Here is a 14,627-nt window from a genome sequence, read left to right as displayed (position 1 = left end):
GACGTAAAGAAAAGTAAAATGAAATGACCACTTTCCTAGAACAGCCGAGGATTGTTGGGTATTTATGGGGGGCGTCGCAAATTGGTCTCGTTCCTTGGGGACGGGGGTTTAAATTGTACGATCAAAGGGGGAGAAGCGATGACATTAAGAAATGCATTGGTATCCTGGAAATACCCTTCCATTCTTTTGTGCGGAATAGGTATCTCCAACTAAAATCGTTCATTGGATGAATGTGCGCAATTGGCTGATGAAGTTCAAGATTTGAAAATGGATTTTCGCCATTTCTTCCGCCGTTTGTTCTTCACAGTTCTCCAGCCACTCAGTAATCACCCCTAAAATCGCCGATGTCAGGAAGGCGTGCATATACATGCGGAATGCTTCATCTTTAGCTGCAGGATGCAGGCTGATCAAACGCTCCAACAGTACTTCACCGAAAACCCGTTTTATTTTTTTCGCAAAAGAAGGGTCGCCCTGATCACCAAGAATGGCCCTTAATGCGTGAGCATGTTCACTGATGAATTGAAAAATTGCTATGAAAGGCGGATAAAGTTGCTGTTGATTAAGAGCCAAAAAAGCCTCTTTAGGCAAAATGGCAGTAATGCGGGTTTGAAGTTCATGTAACAATTCCTGCTGTAAGTGATCCATCAATTCATATTTATCTGTGTAGTGCAAATAGAATGTGCCCCGATTAATATTGGCACGCTCTGCGATTTTCTTCACGGATACATGTGAGAACCCCTCTGCTTCAATAAGTGCAATAAAATGATGTTGTATCTGCTTTTTCGTCTTTTGTACCATATCCTCATGAATCGATGCCATGGAATGTCTCCTTCACTAAACATTTTTCCAAATGTGTTGATTGTATTAGACCGAATGCTACCTTAGAATGATGATACACTCAACACCGTGTTAATTAAAGAGGGAGGATGTGTGTGCAATGAAAAATGTGATTTCCATTGATGGAATTGCTAAGGGTTTTCAGCAGAAGAAGGTCATTCAGCCAATGAGCCTGAATATTGAAAAAAGCGGAATTTTTGGTTTGTTAGGTCCATCCGGATGCGGAAAGACGACTTTGATTAAAATGATTGTCGGATTAATTAAACCCGATGCGGGTAAAGTCACGGTTCTGGATCATGAAGTGCCAAATGAATCCCTGTTAATGGATGTCGGCTATATGGCACAGTCCGATGCTTTATATACAGAATTGACGGGAGCTGAAAACCTCGAATTTTTTGCGAAGCTATACCGTTTTTCGAAAAAGGAACGAAGGGAACGCATTCAATATGCAGCTGAAATCGTACAGCTGACGAATGATTTGAACGTTCGGGTTGCCCATTATTCAGGGGGAATGAAACGCCGTCTTTCACTTGCGGTTGCACTCATCCAAAATCCGGAGATTCTCATATTGGATGAACCGACAGTAGGAATAGACCCTTTGCTGAAACAATCGATTTGGGAGGAACTTGAGCGTTTAAGGAATGAAGATGATAAGACGATCATCATCACGACGCATGTGATGGATGAAGCGGAACGATGCGATAAACTGGCGATGCTGCGTGAAGGTGAAATCATCGCGGCAGGAACCCCTGAAGCTTTAAAAACTCAATTTGCCGCGGAAACGCTTGATGATGTTTTTTTAAGGATTGGAGGCGGCATAAAATGAGAATTGCCTCTCTTGTTACTCGTATTACCCAGCAGATGCGCCGGGATCGAAGGACGCTCGCTTTATTTTTCCTGGCTCCATTGCTCATTTTAACGCTCATGTATTTTATTTTCGATACAGAGGCAAGTGATTTGAAAATCGTTGTTACAGGCAGTGATGAAACGATCGTTAAAGCATTGAAAAAAGCGGATTTTCAAGTGACGGCTGCTGAGGAATTCTCACAGGAAAAGATGATTGAAAAGGATGCGGATGGCTGGCTTCATGTTGAAAATGGCAAAATGAAACTCACACTTTTGAACGACGAACCTACCCGGGCAAAGGCCGTTCAAATGCAAATGATGCAAGGCTTGCAAGGGAATGAAAAAAACACTCCTTCAATTGAGGAGAAATATGTTTACGGAGACGCCAACACAAAGGGGTTTGATACATTCAGTCCGATGCTCGTCAGCTTTTTCGTTTTCTTCTTTGTATTTTTAATAGCGGGGATTGCGCTTTTGAAGGAGCGTACAAGTGGTACGTTGGAACGGCTGCTTGCCACCCCGATCAAAAGATACGAAATCGTAGCGGGCTATGTGATCGGATATGGCTTATTTGCTCTAATTCAAACCATAATTGTCGTGCTTTATGCTGTCAATGTATTGGATATCGTCCTTGTTGGCTCCATTTGGCTCGTTTTACTGACGAATATACTGGTCGCGCTCGTTGCATTATCCCTTGGTACATTACTATCGAGTTTCGCGACATCCGAATTCCAAATGGTACAATTCATTCCGCTGGTCATCGTGCCGCAAGTCTTCTTTACAGGGATTTTCCCATTGGATGGCATGTCAGACTGGCTCCAAAAAATCGGCAAGGTCATGCCTCTCTATTACGCATCGGATGCCATGAATGGCATTATGTACAAAGGTTTCACGTTCAATGAGGTCTTACTGGATCTGCTCATTCTCCTGGCCTTTGCCATCGTTTTCATCACCATCAATATCATTAGCTTAAAAAAATACCGTGCACTATGAAATCAACTTATCAAAAAACAAAAAAGCAGGATTCCCGGAACATGGGGAACCGGCTTTTTTTACTGCATACTTTTAGTTGAAAGGGATTTTGATACTTACACCTTTTTGACCATGAGCCTTTCATTGTTATAATCTGATTCGCGGCGCGCCTGCGGGGTCTCCCATACCACGCTTTCCCCGCAGGAGTCTCATACCTTATGTTCAAATCAACTTTGTGTTTTAAAAGAAAAACTGCAGGCAGGTTTCATTACGAACCAAGTTTTAGACTAGTTTATCCTTTAAGTTTTTTTACCTATAATCCTCATTGGATGGAAGAAATATGCGACACTCCTGCCGAAATACTGTCTAGCCGAGACCCCACAGGCGCTTACGCCGAGGAGGCTTGGCAGACAGTCGGCGGAAAGGGAGCGGATTTCTGAAATCAGCTGGAATGTTTTCTCGAAAAAACTTTAGGCTGGTCTATTTCGAACCAAGTTTAAGACTAGGTTATCCTTTAAGTTTTTTTACCTGTAATCCTCTTTGGATGGAAGAAATATGCGACACTCCTGCCGAATTCTGTCTAGCCGAGACCCCACAGGCGCTTACGCCGAGGAGGCTTGGCAGACAGTCGGCGGAAAGGGAGCGAATTTCTGAAATCAGCTGGAATGTTTTCTCGAAAAAACTTTAGGCTGGTCTATTTCGAACCAAGTTTAAGACTAGGTTATCCTTTAAGTTTTTTTTACCTGTAATCCTCTTTGGATGGAAGAAATATGCGACACTCCTGCCGAATTCTGTCTAGCCGAGACCCCACAGGCGCTTAGCCGAGGAGGCTTGGCAGACAGTCGGCGGAAAGGGAGCGGATTTCTGAAATCAGCTGGAATGTTTTCTCGAAAAAACTTTAGGCTTCTCTGCGGATTTGTCAGCAGTCTGAAAGTAACAGAGGTTTCTTTACAATCGTTATAAAATAAACTATTGTAAAGAAAACCTATCATTCAGTCTAAATTATTGTTCTAAATCATTATGTATAGAGGAAGGTATATGGAAATATGGTTGTAAAGTATAGAATGGTCGTAGAACAAATGGAGAAAGAAATATTAGATGGAAAATATACATTAAATACTAAGTTACCCACTGAAGAAGAGTTGATTAAGAAGTTCGATGTCAGCAGGAACACCATTAGAAAAGCAATCAACATATTGGTTGAGCAGGGGTATATCTATCAAGTTCAAGGAAGCGGCATATTCCTTAGGGAATTTACCAGACCGGGCTGCATTTCGATGAGGGATATGGGTGGCTTAACCAAAGTGTTTCCAAATGATGAAATGAAAAGTAAAGTGTTGAAGTTAGAATTAATAGAAGCCGATGAAAAATTGGCCAAACGAATGAAATGCAAAGTAAAAACCAAAATCTATAACCTGAAAAGGGTTAGATACTTAAATGGTCAACCCATTGTAATAGAAGAGTCCTTTTTCAATAAAGATATCATTCCGATCATAAATAAAGAAATCGCAAATGGTTCCATTTATGAATATATAGTCGAGGATTTGAAGTTGAATATCGGGTTTGCGGATAAAATCATTTCGTGTGAAAAACTTAATGACGATGATGCTGGGCTTTTGGACTTGCAGCCAGGTGATCCGACTTTAATCGTTGAAAGTACGGTCTTTTTAAAAGCGGGAGCCGTTTTTGATTTATCAATCGAGAAATATAATTACACTTCAGCCAAATTATTAACATTGACTTAAAGAGTGCAGGAAAATTCTTGAATAAGATTATACGGTGTGAATGGGAGATATCGATTCACACCGTTTTTTCTTCATTCATTTCTCTTTTTCCCCAACGATCCCATAAAACAAAATCTTCATAATATCCTCAGTCAAAGGCAGGATGCTTTGATAAACCTCTTCCCGTTGGATATATTCATTCATTGCTTTTATATAAAATAAAATCGCTTCATTAGATAAGTTCGGATCAACATATCCTTGTTCCTTCCCCTGGTTAAACAGATCGATAAAGCGGGGCAGGGCCTTTTCTGTATATATTTTTTCCATATAATTGATTCCGGAAGTATATTCCTTCATTAAATATTGATAAAAATCTTCATGAATTTGTTTGGCCGTTTCATTCTTCGTGAACATGAGCTGCTTTATTTTTTCAGGGAAGTCCATGTTGCTGGCCAGTATTTGTTCAAATTCATCCAATGCCTTATCTGTATAATAAACAAAAACCTCATGAGTTAGATTATGTTTGCTTTCGAAGTAATTATATATCGTTACTTGAGATACATTTGCTTTTTTTGCTATTTCCCCAATCGAAATCTTTTGGACACCATACTCCATGAATAAAGCCAAGGCAGCCTCTAATATATTTAATTTTTTTTGTTCCCTGCGTCGTTGAAATCCGTCCATTTGTTTCACCTCAACCTTAGTTTAATTAAAAATATGTAATAGAACAATTAAATTAGTTCATAAACTATTGTCAGGAATTATTCTTTTGTATATTATGAACTAAATCAGTTAAAATATTTCATATTTTTTCAATGAGGAAGAGGTGGATGAGGAATGTCAGTATTGAAAACAACGGATTTAACGAAAAAATTTGGAAAGTTCACCGCTTTAAATGGTGTGAACATTGAAGTGAATAAAGGGGAGGTATTTGGGTTCATCGGTCCCAATGGTGCTGGAAAATCAACAACGATCCGTGTGCTGCTCGGGATTTTAAAAGCGACGGATGGAGAAGCGAAGATTTTTGGCAAGGATGCATGGAAAGATGCCGTTGAAATTCATAAGCGAATCGCGTATGTTCCGGGAGATGTGAACCTATGGCCCAACTTAACAGGCGGGGAAGTCATTGATCTATTTGTTGAATTACGCGGGACGAATAATAAAAGCAGGCGCGAAGAACTAATAAAAAAATTCGATTTGGATCCTTCCAAGAAATGTGGAACATATTCAAAGGGAAACAGGCAAAAGGTTGCTTTGATTGCTGCTTTCTCTTCTGATGCCGACCTTTATATATTGGATGAACCAACATCAGGTCTAGATCCATTGATGGAAAGGGTTTTCCAAGAATGTGTGATGAACGCGAAAAATGAAGGAAAAAGCATATTGCTTTCCAGTCACATTCTTTCTGAAGTGGAAAGGTTATGCGATAAAGTGGGAATCATTCGGCAAGGGCAAATAATTGAAACGGGAACATTGGATGAGTTACGACATTTAACGAGAACGAGCTTGCTTGTAGAAACGAAGCAGCCTATTCCTGCTTTAGGGAATGTAAACGGTATTCGGGATATCGTGATGAAAGACCAGGCACTTTCATTCCAAGTGGATACAGATGAGTTGGATAATGTCATGAAGTATATAAGCCAGTTTGGAATTGTGAAATTGGAAAGCGCGCCGCCTACATTGGAAGATTTATTCATGAGCCATTACGAAGGCGAAAGGAAGACTTCTGATTCTGGGGCGGGAGGTGCGTTATAATGGCGAACCAGTCCTATCATAATACAGGAAGACTTTCCCGATTCATCGTACGGCAAGATCGGATTCGGATCCCTGTTTGGATCATTTCCTTATCCGTCCTTTCCTTTATGGTTGCGATGGCATTCACCGATCTGTACCCGACTGGGCTAGAAAGGCAAACCATTGCAGAAACGATGAAGAACCCTGCAATGACAGCGATGGTGGGGAAAGGTTACGGCCTGGATGACTATACAAACGGAGCGATGATGGCGCATCAAATGTTACTGTTATCCGCTATGGCCGTGGGGATAATGAGTATTTTACTTGTTACACGCCATACACGCGCAGATGAAGAGGACGGCCGTATCGAAATGATCCGTTCTTTGCCGGCTGGACGATTGGCTAATTTATATGCAACCATTTCCGTATCGTTTGGAACGAATGCGTTAATCGCGATAATAATGGGTTTCGGGTTGTATGCTCTGGGAATAGAAAGCATGGATTTGGAAGGTTCCCTTATGTATGGAGCTGCGTTAGGGGCAACCGGTATTTTCTTCTCGGCAATAACGGCATTATTTGCCCAGCTTACCGAGAGTGCTCGAGGTACGATGGGTTACTCCATCACTGTATTGCTTCTCTCCTATCTTATTCGGGCGATAGGGGATGTCAGCAATGAAACACTTTCCTGGTTTTCACCATTGGGTTGGGTTTTAAGTTCAGAAGTATATGTGAATAATTATTGGTGGCCAATCATCCTTACGATCGGTGCGGCAATCATTTTGGTTGCCTTATCTCTATATTTGAATGCCATCCGTGATTTGGAAGCTGGATTCATTCCGGCTAAGCCCGGCCGGAAATATGCTTCATCGTTTTTAAAAAGTCCGCTTGGTCTCGCGCTGAGGCTGCAGCGTACAGGATTGATCGCCTGGGCAGCCGGGATGTTCATTTTGGGAGCATCTTACGGTTCCGTATTAGGCGATTTGGAATCCTTTTTTACAAATAATGAAATGATGGCCGAACTATTGACGCCAGTTGAAGGCTATTCACTGACAGAACAATTCTTGACAATGTTGATGTCAGTCATCGCCATGATATGCACCATCCCGCCTTTAATGGCAATGTTAAAGCTTAAAGGGGAAGAAAAAAAGAACCATACTGAACATTTACTGAGCCGTGCTGTATCCCGTACAAGGCTTATGGGCAGTTATCTTATCATCTCCGTTATTGGCGGTTTTCTCATGCTTGCGCTTGCTGACATCGGTCTTTGGGCAGTCGGGAATTCCGTGATGGATGAAGGGGTTGCTTTCGGCACTATATTTAGTGCAGCGATGGTCTACCTGCCTGCGATGTGGATCATGATTGGTATCGCCGTATTGTTTATTGGCTTTGCACCAAAATTATCCGGCTTGACTTGGCTTTACTTGACCTACTCAATCTTAGTCGTTTATTTAGGGGGAATGCTTCAATTCCCGGAATGGATGGCAAAACTAACACCGTTCGGCCATATTCCGAAGCTTCCTGTTGAAGATATGGACTTCATGAAAGTATCCATGCTTACAATCATAGCTATCTTATTACTGGCTGCAGGCTTTCTCGGATATAACAAACGGGATATTCGCGGTTGACGATTCGACTATGATTCTATTATTCCTGAAAAAAGCCTGATTCCTCGTTGTTTTAATGAGAAATCAGGCTTTTATTGGTTATCAGTCATGGGGAATCAATAATAGTACTCCTAGTGCAATGATGATGAAGAATAAATAACTTTCGAATTTCTTCGCGGGAATTCGCTTATTCATGAAGATTCCGAGACCTGTCGCAAGTAATATAGCTGGAATGGAATAAACGTAAAGAATAAGTGAATCGGCTGTCCAAAGTCCGCCTAGCGCATGACCTGTCACGACCAGGATACCGGATATCAGGAAATGGGCTTGCAATGTTCCGCGGAATCGATCTGGATCCCATCTTCGCAAAGTTCCATAGACGACGACCGGCACCCCGTTAAAGTTATAGGCGCTGCCAAGGGCTCCCGACGCAAAACCGAACGGCCATACCCAGCCCTTCGAGTTAAGTAATGGTTTATCCACAGCCTGAAAAAGTCTTTGCTTAAGAAGAGAATATCCCCCATATGCAATCAAAAAAACACCCAGTGCAGAAGTAATGATCATAGAAGGTGCGTAATGGAGCAAAGCCAGGCCGGCTGGTATGCCGATCACCGTTGAAGCCGCCAGCCTGATTAATACCGAGCGTTCGATATGCCGCCATCCGCTAACGACGGTTAGTGAAGCGACGGTAAGACCGGCCAATCCAATCAAGGAAACCGAAGTATTAAGCGGAATGTGAAGTAAGGCAAGCAGAGGCATGCTGACAATCGCTTCACCGAACCCGAACATCGTCCGCATCAAGGCGCCGATAAACACTGCCGCCACCACCAATATGATGCTGCTGATCGTCATTCGTTCACCTCCTAAAAGCACAGTACCCCTTCTATAATTATACCATACCAATCCAATTTTAGACCGAGGTAACCGCACTTAAAAACGGGTTATTTAAGACCCTTTACACTCTTTTTAAAGCGTTTGATTAACTATTTAATGGAGAGGTACACACCCCTTGTTTTTGTTTCTTAAGAGTCAAAAATAAGGCTGGGAAAGCGGGGATATATCTTGAGGTGTTAATTCAGATGAAACTCCATTAATTTCTACTTTCGCATCAACTAAAACAAAAACAATTAGTCATACTGGAACTTTAGGAGTTTTAGGAGTCCCTAAGCCATAAAAGTGAAAGACAATAAGCCCCTTGGCTACAAGTGGTTTATTTTGGTGTAACTGCGTACAATATCGCTAAGTTTCATCAAAAAAAACAATTAAAAAGTAAAATTAATAAAATAGGGGGACATGAAAGGGACAGTGATGGTTTTAGTAGGGGAGTTTTCATGTACCCACAAAAACACTAGGCTTTGCCTATTTCAACAACTTAGTTGGGGACAGTTCTTCCTTATGCTCTTTCTTCCGCCAATACCTTTAAGTTATGACACTTTCCATTTAGATAAATCAAGTAATTATTTTCCTGCATAAGAAAAGGCTGAAGTGGTAATTCTTCAGCCTAAAAAACCCTATATATATTAGCAGTCATATTAAGGTGTTTACGCACTCATTCTAGAAGAATATCCTTTAGCATTTACGAATCAATCTCAGGTCTTTTTTTCATTCAGTTAGTGAATTAATCATAAAAGATTAAATGCATATCACTGTTAGTCCTTGATTTCGCAAAAAATTCTGCTTCATTTCCTCCATCAACAAAGTTACCAATACCCCAGAAAATACCACATTGGCCTCGATCTAAATATCTTACCCCTACATAATCATTATAACTGTCAGGATCATACTCCCATAATTCAACTTTTAACTTACCAGCTGGACCCACGTAAGAATCCCGACAAATCTTATAATCACCACCAGTAGAGGCAAATACATCACTTTCAGCACCATTAGAATAAAGAGATTGTTCTCCTAAGTAATCCCAGCCACTTGCAAATGTAGAAGAAGGGAACAACAACGCAGCGACCAATGCCACAGCACTCATTTTAAACATTTTCATGCTCATTCCTCCTCACCCGTTTTGACTTATTATTCTCCATATAATTCTAATCAATATTTTTTATATTATCATCTATCCAAAGATTCACTTTTTCATGAAGCGTTTTTGGAGTATCCACTACTTCATGCCCAACATATGGAATTAGAAAAAAGTGAAATGTGCTCGTCATTCAGTTTTGAAATGTAGTTCTGAATCATTTTAAACTTTTAAGCCTTCCCGGTTCAGGTAAACGAATTACCTCTGAATCCACCATTTGTGTAGAGACGTCTCGATTTCTAATACCAGCAATCAGCACATTCACTGGAATTGATAGCTGCCATTATTATTTTTTTCCCTATATCCTTTACAGGCTTATGAACACATTCATTTAATGAGTGTTGAACGCAAAAAACATATTAGGGCTATCCAGGGAATAAAATGAAAGGGATATTTTAAAGGAAAGCGGGGCTGTGCATGTGAAAATCCATGTGGTGAATAGGGGGGATTCTTTGTGGGGAATTTCCCAGCAGTATGGTGTCAGTATCAACCGGATTGTTCGGATCAATGGCCTTGAAAATCCAGATAAGCTGGTGATTGGCCTAGCTCTTTTGATTCCTGAACCTTATCTTCAGTACAGGGTTCAGCAAGGGGATACTCTAAATAATATCGCAAATCAGTTTGGAATTACGGTACAGGAAATCATGCAATCGAATCGCATCACAAATCCTTCCGCTATCTATCCAGGGCAGAGACTAACCATCCCGGTTATTTATCATACCGTAAGGGAACGAGATACCCTTTATGATATAGCGAGACGTTATGGAACGACAGTTCAGGCCATTATGCTGATGAACAGGATTACAGATCCGTCCAATATCCATATCGGACGGATAATGAGGATTCCCCAGAAACCAAAACCCATCATTGAAGTAAATGGTTTTACAAACGTTTACGGGCAAGCCGGTGCGGAGCAGGTACGTGAAGTAGCCTACGATTTGACCTACGTAAGTCCATTTGGTTATAGAATGAGGCAAGATGGCAGCTTAGAAGTCATAGATGACATCCCGACGATCCGGGCGGCACAGTCGACTGGCGTCATACCCATGATGTGCATAACGAATTTTTCCGCGACGGAAGCGGGAACTCAGCTTGCCCATACGATACTTTCCGATTTAAGTTTAGTGGAAACATTATTAACCAACGTCATAAAAACGATGAAAGATAAAGGATACCGTGGATTGAATATCGATTTTGAAAGTGTAAGACCAGAGGACCGTGATTTCTATAATCGCTTTCTCCAAAGAGCAGTGGATCGATTGCATCCTGAGGGTTACTTTGTGTCATCCTCCCTTGCCCCAAAAACTAGCGCCAATCAAAAGGGGCCATTAGTTGAGGCACATGATTATCCAGTTCACGGACGGCTGCTCGACTTCGTGGTGCTGATGACATATGAATGGGGTTACCGAAAGGGGCCGCCGCAGGCAATCTCTCCCATTAATGAAATAAAGCGTGTCCTTGACTATGCCGTAACGGTGATACCAACAAATAAAATCTTCATAGGGTTTCAAATTTATGCACGGGACTGGCTTATTCCTCATGAAGAGGGACAGGAAGCAGAGACATTCGATATGCAGGAAGCCATCAGACGCGCCGTCCAATATAATGCAGAAATAAAATATGACGAGACAGCCCAATCCCCTTATTATAGGTACAAAGATGATCAGGGACGCACACATGAAGTTTGGTTTGAGGACGCACGCAGTGCCAAAGCCAAATTCGATCTGGTGAAGATTTACAGGTCAAGGGGTCTCAGTTATTGGGTACTTGGTTATCCGTTCCCCCAGAATTGGGAACTGCTTGGGGATACATTCATTGTACGGAAACTGTAGGGTGTTTTGTTACGGCAAGGTAGATCACATAATTGATATAGTAATGGGCAGCTTTTTTTATAAAGCTGTCTATTTTAGTGATTTCGAAATGCACTACAAGAATTACCGGTTTTTTATGACAACGTTTAAAAGCGTCTGGAACCTGAGTAGATAAAGGGACTTAATCGAGGACGCCATATGGTGGTCCTTTTCATTTTAATGAGAACTCTTTAAAAAACCAAGGGAATGGTCATTCAAAAAAGGAAAAGGGCTCCTCATTGTGGAATTAGGAGACTAGATTATCACTTACCGGAGGAACATTTTATGGAACTAACCATCATAAATACGTTTACAGATCAACCTTTTAATGGAAACCCTGCTGCAGTCTGCCTTCTTACCGGGGAAAGTGACAGTGAGTGGATGCAGAGAATAGCTAAAGAGATTAATATGCCTGTTACCGCTTTTATTCAACCTCATAATGGTGAATGGAAGCTGCGATGGTTCACACCTTCTATTGAAATCCCGATTTGTGGACATGGGACGCTGGCAAGCTCCTTCTTTTTATGGGATAAAGGATACGTGCCAAGGAATCAGCCGATTACCTATCAGACGAAAAGCGGGCTTCTTATTGCAAAATTCGTTGAAGGAATGGTTCAGCTGGAATTTCCGTCATTAAGGGAGAAGGAGACCGCTGCCCCTGATTTACTGATAAAGGCTTTAGGTGTTGTGCCTGCGTATGTTGGGCAAAACAAATGGGATCTTCTAGTCGAAGTTCAATCAGAGGAAATCGTAAGGAATTTAAAGCCGGATATAGACTCCATTGCCCAATTGCCGGTTAGGGGCGTCATCGTGACGAGTCAATCCGATAACAGTGAATATGATTTCGTTTCACGTTTCTTTTCCCCTGCCCAAGGTCTTGACGAAGATCAAGTAACCGGCTCGGCCCATTGCTGTCTGGGACCCTATTGGAAAAGCAAGCTGGACAAAAGTATTTTTATAGCTTATCAGGCATCGGAAAGAGGCGGACTGTTGAAAGTTGAAGTAACGGAAAACACAGTTAAACTTTCCGGCCATGCCGTCACAATATTCGAAGGGAATTTAACCATTTAATGCAGGGGGAAGATTTGAGTGGGGTCCATCTGAATTTTTAAAAAAGTTGAATGGGGCGGAGGTACGAGACTCCAGCGGGAAAGGCGCGTCCAAGGGAGACCCCCACAGGCGCATAGGCGCCGAGGGTGGACCGCCCGCGGAAAGCGAGTGCCTGGAGTGGAAATGAACGTTCGAAATTTACAACTCAGCAATCCTTCTTAATGAAGGTTTGCACCCTTACCCTTTTTAGTGTGTAAGAATCGAAATGGCACTATACACTAATAACAAAGCCATGATTACATTAAACTGACTTCTATACTTTGATAAAAACGTTTGAAAAACAGAACCGAACATACTCCAGCAGAACGTACTCATAAAACCAACGAAAGCCAGAAATAATGAAAAGAATAGTAAGCTGAAATTTGAAGAGTAATAAGGTAGGATGAAGGTCGATATTGCCGTGATGCCATATAAGATTCCTTTTGGATTTATGAATTGTAAAAGCATGCCTGCTATAAAACTATTGTTCTTGTCATCATTATCGTCCTTCGCTTTAGTTGAACTGAAAATGATTTTCATGGCCAGATACAGCATGTAAATTGCACCAAGGATTGTCATGATAAATTCAATCTTTGGTATGAAATTTTCAAGCAAAACATTAAAATAACTGCACAATAACATGATTACAAAAAAACCGGCACCTACTCCGAAACAAAATTTAATCGTCTTTTTTAACCCGTACTTGTTCGCAAATAACATGGCCATGATGTTATTTGGACCCGGAGTGAAACTTGTAACAAAAACAAATAGCAAAAAAGATAGTAATGGCATGGTTGACTCCCCTTTGTATGCTATAATGACCAAAAATGACACTATAACGATTTCCTTTTTATTGTACAATGCCGACGTTATATTGTAAATAAGGAGCATTTATATGGAAGAAATAAATTTTATTATTGCTAACAATTTAAAAGCCATCAGGGAAAGTAAGAAATTAAGTCTTGAAAAGGTTGCAGAATTGACTGGAGTAAGCAAAACGATGATTGGACAAATAGAAAGGGGAGGATCGAGCCCTACGATTACGACGATTTGGAAAATAGCCAATGGATTAAAGATTTCATTTTCTTCATTGATAAATAATCCTCAGCCGGATACAAAAATTGTTTTAAAAAGTGAAATTCAATCATTATCTGAAGATAACGGCAAATATCGAGTTTATCCCCACTTTCCCTTTGAGGATGAGAAGCGCTTTGAAGTATATTCAGTCGAGATAGAAAAAGGTGGATTCCTAAGTTCCGATTCGCATAGGGAAGGAACAGAAGAGTACATAACTGTTTTTGAAGGGGAAGTGACTGTACGTGTAAATAACGAAGAATTTACAATAAGGAATGGTGATTCTATCAGGTTCAAGGCTGACAGACCGCATGCCTACCATAATTCAGGGGATACAATAACTCGATTAAGTATGATCTTATATTATCCAACTTAAAAAATGGAGTAATGTAGTTCTGTTAATATATCTTAGCAAAGTGAATATCCCCTATGGATTGACTGTTGGTATGGTCTGCCTGTTGGGGATCCTGCTTCAAGCCGATTTTCTGGTTTTCTTACAGAATCGGCTTTTTTTATTTAGTCTTCTTCAAGCCCAATTACTTGAAGTACAATATTTTACAATGTCTATAAACTATATTTAACCATCCCCTACTAATATAGAAATGTACCTACTTATCCACTGTAAGAAACCCTTGGAGGATTCGTCCATCCTGCAGCAAGCCGTCTCTTGATTCTCGCAATACGCCAATTTCCTATAACCCACATTGATGGAAGAAATTTGCGACACTCCTGCCGAATATCTGGCTAGCCAAGACCCCACAGCCGCTTGAGTCGAGGAGGCTTGGCGGCCAGTCGGCCGAAAGGGGGCGGGTTGCTGAAATCAGCTGGAATGTTCTTTAAAAAACCGCAGGCAAACTCGCTTTTC

General features: G+C 41.1%; 13 protein-coding genes. 8 read left to right on the top strand and 5 right to left on the bottom strand.

The window, feature by feature from the left end:
• Positions 1 to 219: 219 nt before the first annotated feature.
• Positions 220 to 819, bottom strand: coding sequence for a TetR/AcrR family transcriptional regulator (locus NYE65_RS09095; protein ID WP_063589913.1), 600 nt, complete (start codon positions 817 to 819; stop codon positions 220 to 222).
• 118 nt (positions 820 to 937) lie between these two features.
• Between NYE65_RS09095 and NYE65_RS09090 the strand changes: the two genes are divergently transcribed.
• The 3 genes from NYE65_RS09090 to NYE65_RS09080 all read left to right on the top strand — a co-directional run bounded on the left by NYE65_RS09090 (position 938) and on the right by NYE65_RS09080 (position 4,400).
• The gene (locus NYE65_RS09090) at positions 938 to 1,663 is read left to right on the top strand and encodes an ABC transporter ATP-binding protein (protein ID WP_340860656.1); all 726 of its coding nucleotides are present in this window, start codon (positions 938 to 940) and stop codon (positions 1,661 to 1,663) included.
• A complete protein-coding gene (locus NYE65_RS09085) occupies positions 1,660 to 2,676 on the top strand; it encodes an ABC transporter permease (RefSeq protein WP_340860655.1) in 1,017 nt (338 codons plus the stop codon). Before NYE65_RS09090 ends, NYE65_RS09085 begins: the two co-directional genes overlap by 4 nt.
• 1,025 nt (positions 2,677 to 3,701) lie before the next feature.
• Positions 3,702 to 4,400 (top strand): GntR family transcriptional regulator, encoded by a 699-nt coding sequence (locus NYE65_RS09080; protein WP_340860654.1) that lies wholly within the window; start codon positions 3,702 to 3,704, stop codon positions 4,398 to 4,400.
• Positions 4,401 to 4,475: 75 nt separating this feature from the next.
• On the opposite strand, the gene NYE65_RS09075 is transcribed toward NYE65_RS09080, so the two are convergent.
• On the bottom strand, positions 4,476 to 5,063 hold the full coding sequence (locus tag NYE65_RS09075; protein ID WP_340860653.1) for a TetR/AcrR family transcriptional regulator: 588 nt from the start codon (positions 5,061 to 5,063) through the stop codon (positions 4,476 to 4,478).
• A 153-nt stretch (positions 5,064 to 5,216) separates the two neighbouring features.
• On the opposite strand from NYE65_RS09075, the gene NYE65_RS09070 reads away from it, so the two are divergent.
• A complete protein-coding gene (locus NYE65_RS09070) occupies positions 5,217 to 6,134 on the top strand; it encodes an ABC transporter ATP-binding protein (protein ID WP_328145168.1) in 918 nt (305 codons plus the stop codon).
• Complete coding sequence (locus tag NYE65_RS09065) at positions 6,134 to 7,738, top strand: ABC transporter permease (RefSeq protein ID WP_340860649.1); 1,605 nt, start codon at positions 6,134 to 6,136, stop codon at positions 7,736 to 7,738. Before NYE65_RS09070 ends, NYE65_RS09065 begins: the two co-directional genes overlap by 1 nt.
• An 81-nt stretch (positions 7,739 to 7,819) precedes the next feature.
• On the opposite strand, the gene NYE65_RS09060 is transcribed toward NYE65_RS09065, so the two are convergent.
• Both NYE65_RS09060 and NYE65_RS09055 read right to left on the bottom strand, forming a co-directional pair.
• Positions 7,820 to 8,569 (bottom strand): sulfite exporter TauE/SafE family protein, encoded by a 750-nt coding sequence (locus NYE65_RS09060; RefSeq protein ID WP_328175613.1) that lies wholly within the window; start codon positions 8,567 to 8,569, stop codon positions 7,820 to 7,822.
• A gap of 766 nt (positions 8,570 to 9,335) precedes the next feature.
• A complete protein-coding gene (locus NYE65_RS09055; protein WP_328175612.1) occupies positions 9,336 to 9,713 on the bottom strand; it encodes a hypothetical protein in 378 nt (125 codons plus the stop codon).
• A gap of 455 nt (positions 9,714 to 10,168) precedes the next feature.
• Here NYE65_RS09055 and NYE65_RS09050 point away from each other — a divergent pair, with 455 nt between their 5' ends.
• Positions 10,169 to 11,581 (top strand): LysM peptidoglycan-binding domain-containing protein, encoded by a 1,413-nt coding sequence (locus NYE65_RS09050; RefSeq protein ID WP_340860648.1) that lies wholly within the window; start codon positions 10,169 to 10,171, stop codon positions 11,579 to 11,581.
• A 303-nt stretch (positions 11,582 to 11,884) separates the two neighbouring features.
• A complete protein-coding gene (locus NYE65_RS09045) occupies positions 11,885 to 12,670 on the top strand; it encodes a PhzF family phenazine biosynthesis protein (protein WP_328175610.1) in 786 nt (261 codons plus the stop codon).
• A gap of 225 nt (positions 12,671 to 12,895) precedes the next feature.
• Here the strand turns inward: NYE65_RS09045 and NYE65_RS09040 are convergent, their stop codons facing one another.
• Positions 12,896 to 13,480 carry a LysE family transporter gene (locus NYE65_RS09040; RefSeq protein ID WP_268592120.1) on the bottom strand — a complete coding sequence of 195 codons (585 nt, stop codon included), beginning with the start codon at positions 13,478 to 13,480 and terminating at the stop codon, positions 12,896 to 12,898.
• A 103-nt stretch (positions 13,481 to 13,583) separates the two neighbouring features.
• Between NYE65_RS09040 and NYE65_RS09035 the strand changes: the two genes are divergently transcribed.
• Entirely contained in the window at positions 13,584 to 14,138 is a 555-nt protein-coding gene (locus NYE65_RS09035) for a helix-turn-helix domain-containing protein (protein WP_268592123.1), read from the top strand.
• Positions 14,139 to 14,627: the final 489 nt, after the last annotated feature.

The sequence above is a fragment of the Peribacillus sp. FSL R5-0717 genome, assembly GCF_038002945.1.
GTDB classification, from domain to species: Bacteria; Bacillota; Bacilli; order Bacillales; family DSM-1321; genus Peribacillus; species Peribacillus frigoritolerans.
Note: the sequence above shows the minus strand (reverse complement) of the source record. Positions and strands in the feature narration are given on the sequence as shown.

Bases quoted from the DNA above. Each gene is read 5' to 3' on its own strand.
- NYE65_RS09085 (WP_340860655.1), top strand. From the start codon at position 1,660: ATGAGAATTGCCTCTCTTGTTACTCGTATTACCCAGCAGATGCGCCGG.
- NYE65_RS09095 (WP_063589913.1), bottom strand. From the start codon at position 819: ATGGCATCGATTCATGAGGATATGGTACAAAAGACGAAAAAGCAGATA.
- NYE65_RS09080 (WP_340860654.1), top strand. From the start codon at position 3,702: ATGGTTGTAAAGTATAGAATGGTCGTAGAACAAATGGAGAAAGAAATA.
- NYE65_RS09045 (WP_328175610.1), top strand. From the start codon at position 11,885: ATGGAACTAACCATCATAAATACGTTTACAGATCAACCTTTTAATGGA.
- NYE65_RS09055 (WP_328175612.1), bottom strand. From the start codon at position 9,713: ATGAAAATGTTTAAAATGAGTGCTGTGGCATTGGTCGCTGCGTTGTTG.
- NYE65_RS09070 (WP_328145168.1), top strand. From the start codon at position 5,217: ATGTCAGTATTGAAAACAACGGATTTAACGAAAAAATTTGGAAAGTTC.
- NYE65_RS09035 (WP_268592123.1), top strand. From the start codon at position 13,584: ATGGAAGAAATAAATTTTATTATTGCTAACAATTTAAAAGCCATCAGG.
- NYE65_RS09060 (WP_328175613.1), bottom strand. From the start codon at position 8,569: ATGACGATCAGCAGCATCATATTGGTGGTGGCGGCAGTGTTTATCGGC.
- NYE65_RS09075 (WP_340860653.1), bottom strand. From the start codon at position 5,063: ATGGACGGATTTCAACGACGCAGGGAACAAAAAAAATTAAATATATTA.
- NYE65_RS09065 (WP_340860649.1), top strand. From the start codon at position 6,134: ATGGCGAACCAGTCCTATCATAATACAGGAAGACTTTCCCGATTCATC.
- NYE65_RS09090 (WP_340860656.1), top strand. From the start codon at position 938: ATGAAAAATGTGATTTCCATTGATGGAATTGCTAAGGGTTTTCAGCAG.
- NYE65_RS09040 (WP_268592120.1), bottom strand. From the start codon at position 13,480: ATGCCATTACTATCTTTTTTGCTATTTGTTTTTGTTACAAGTTTCACT.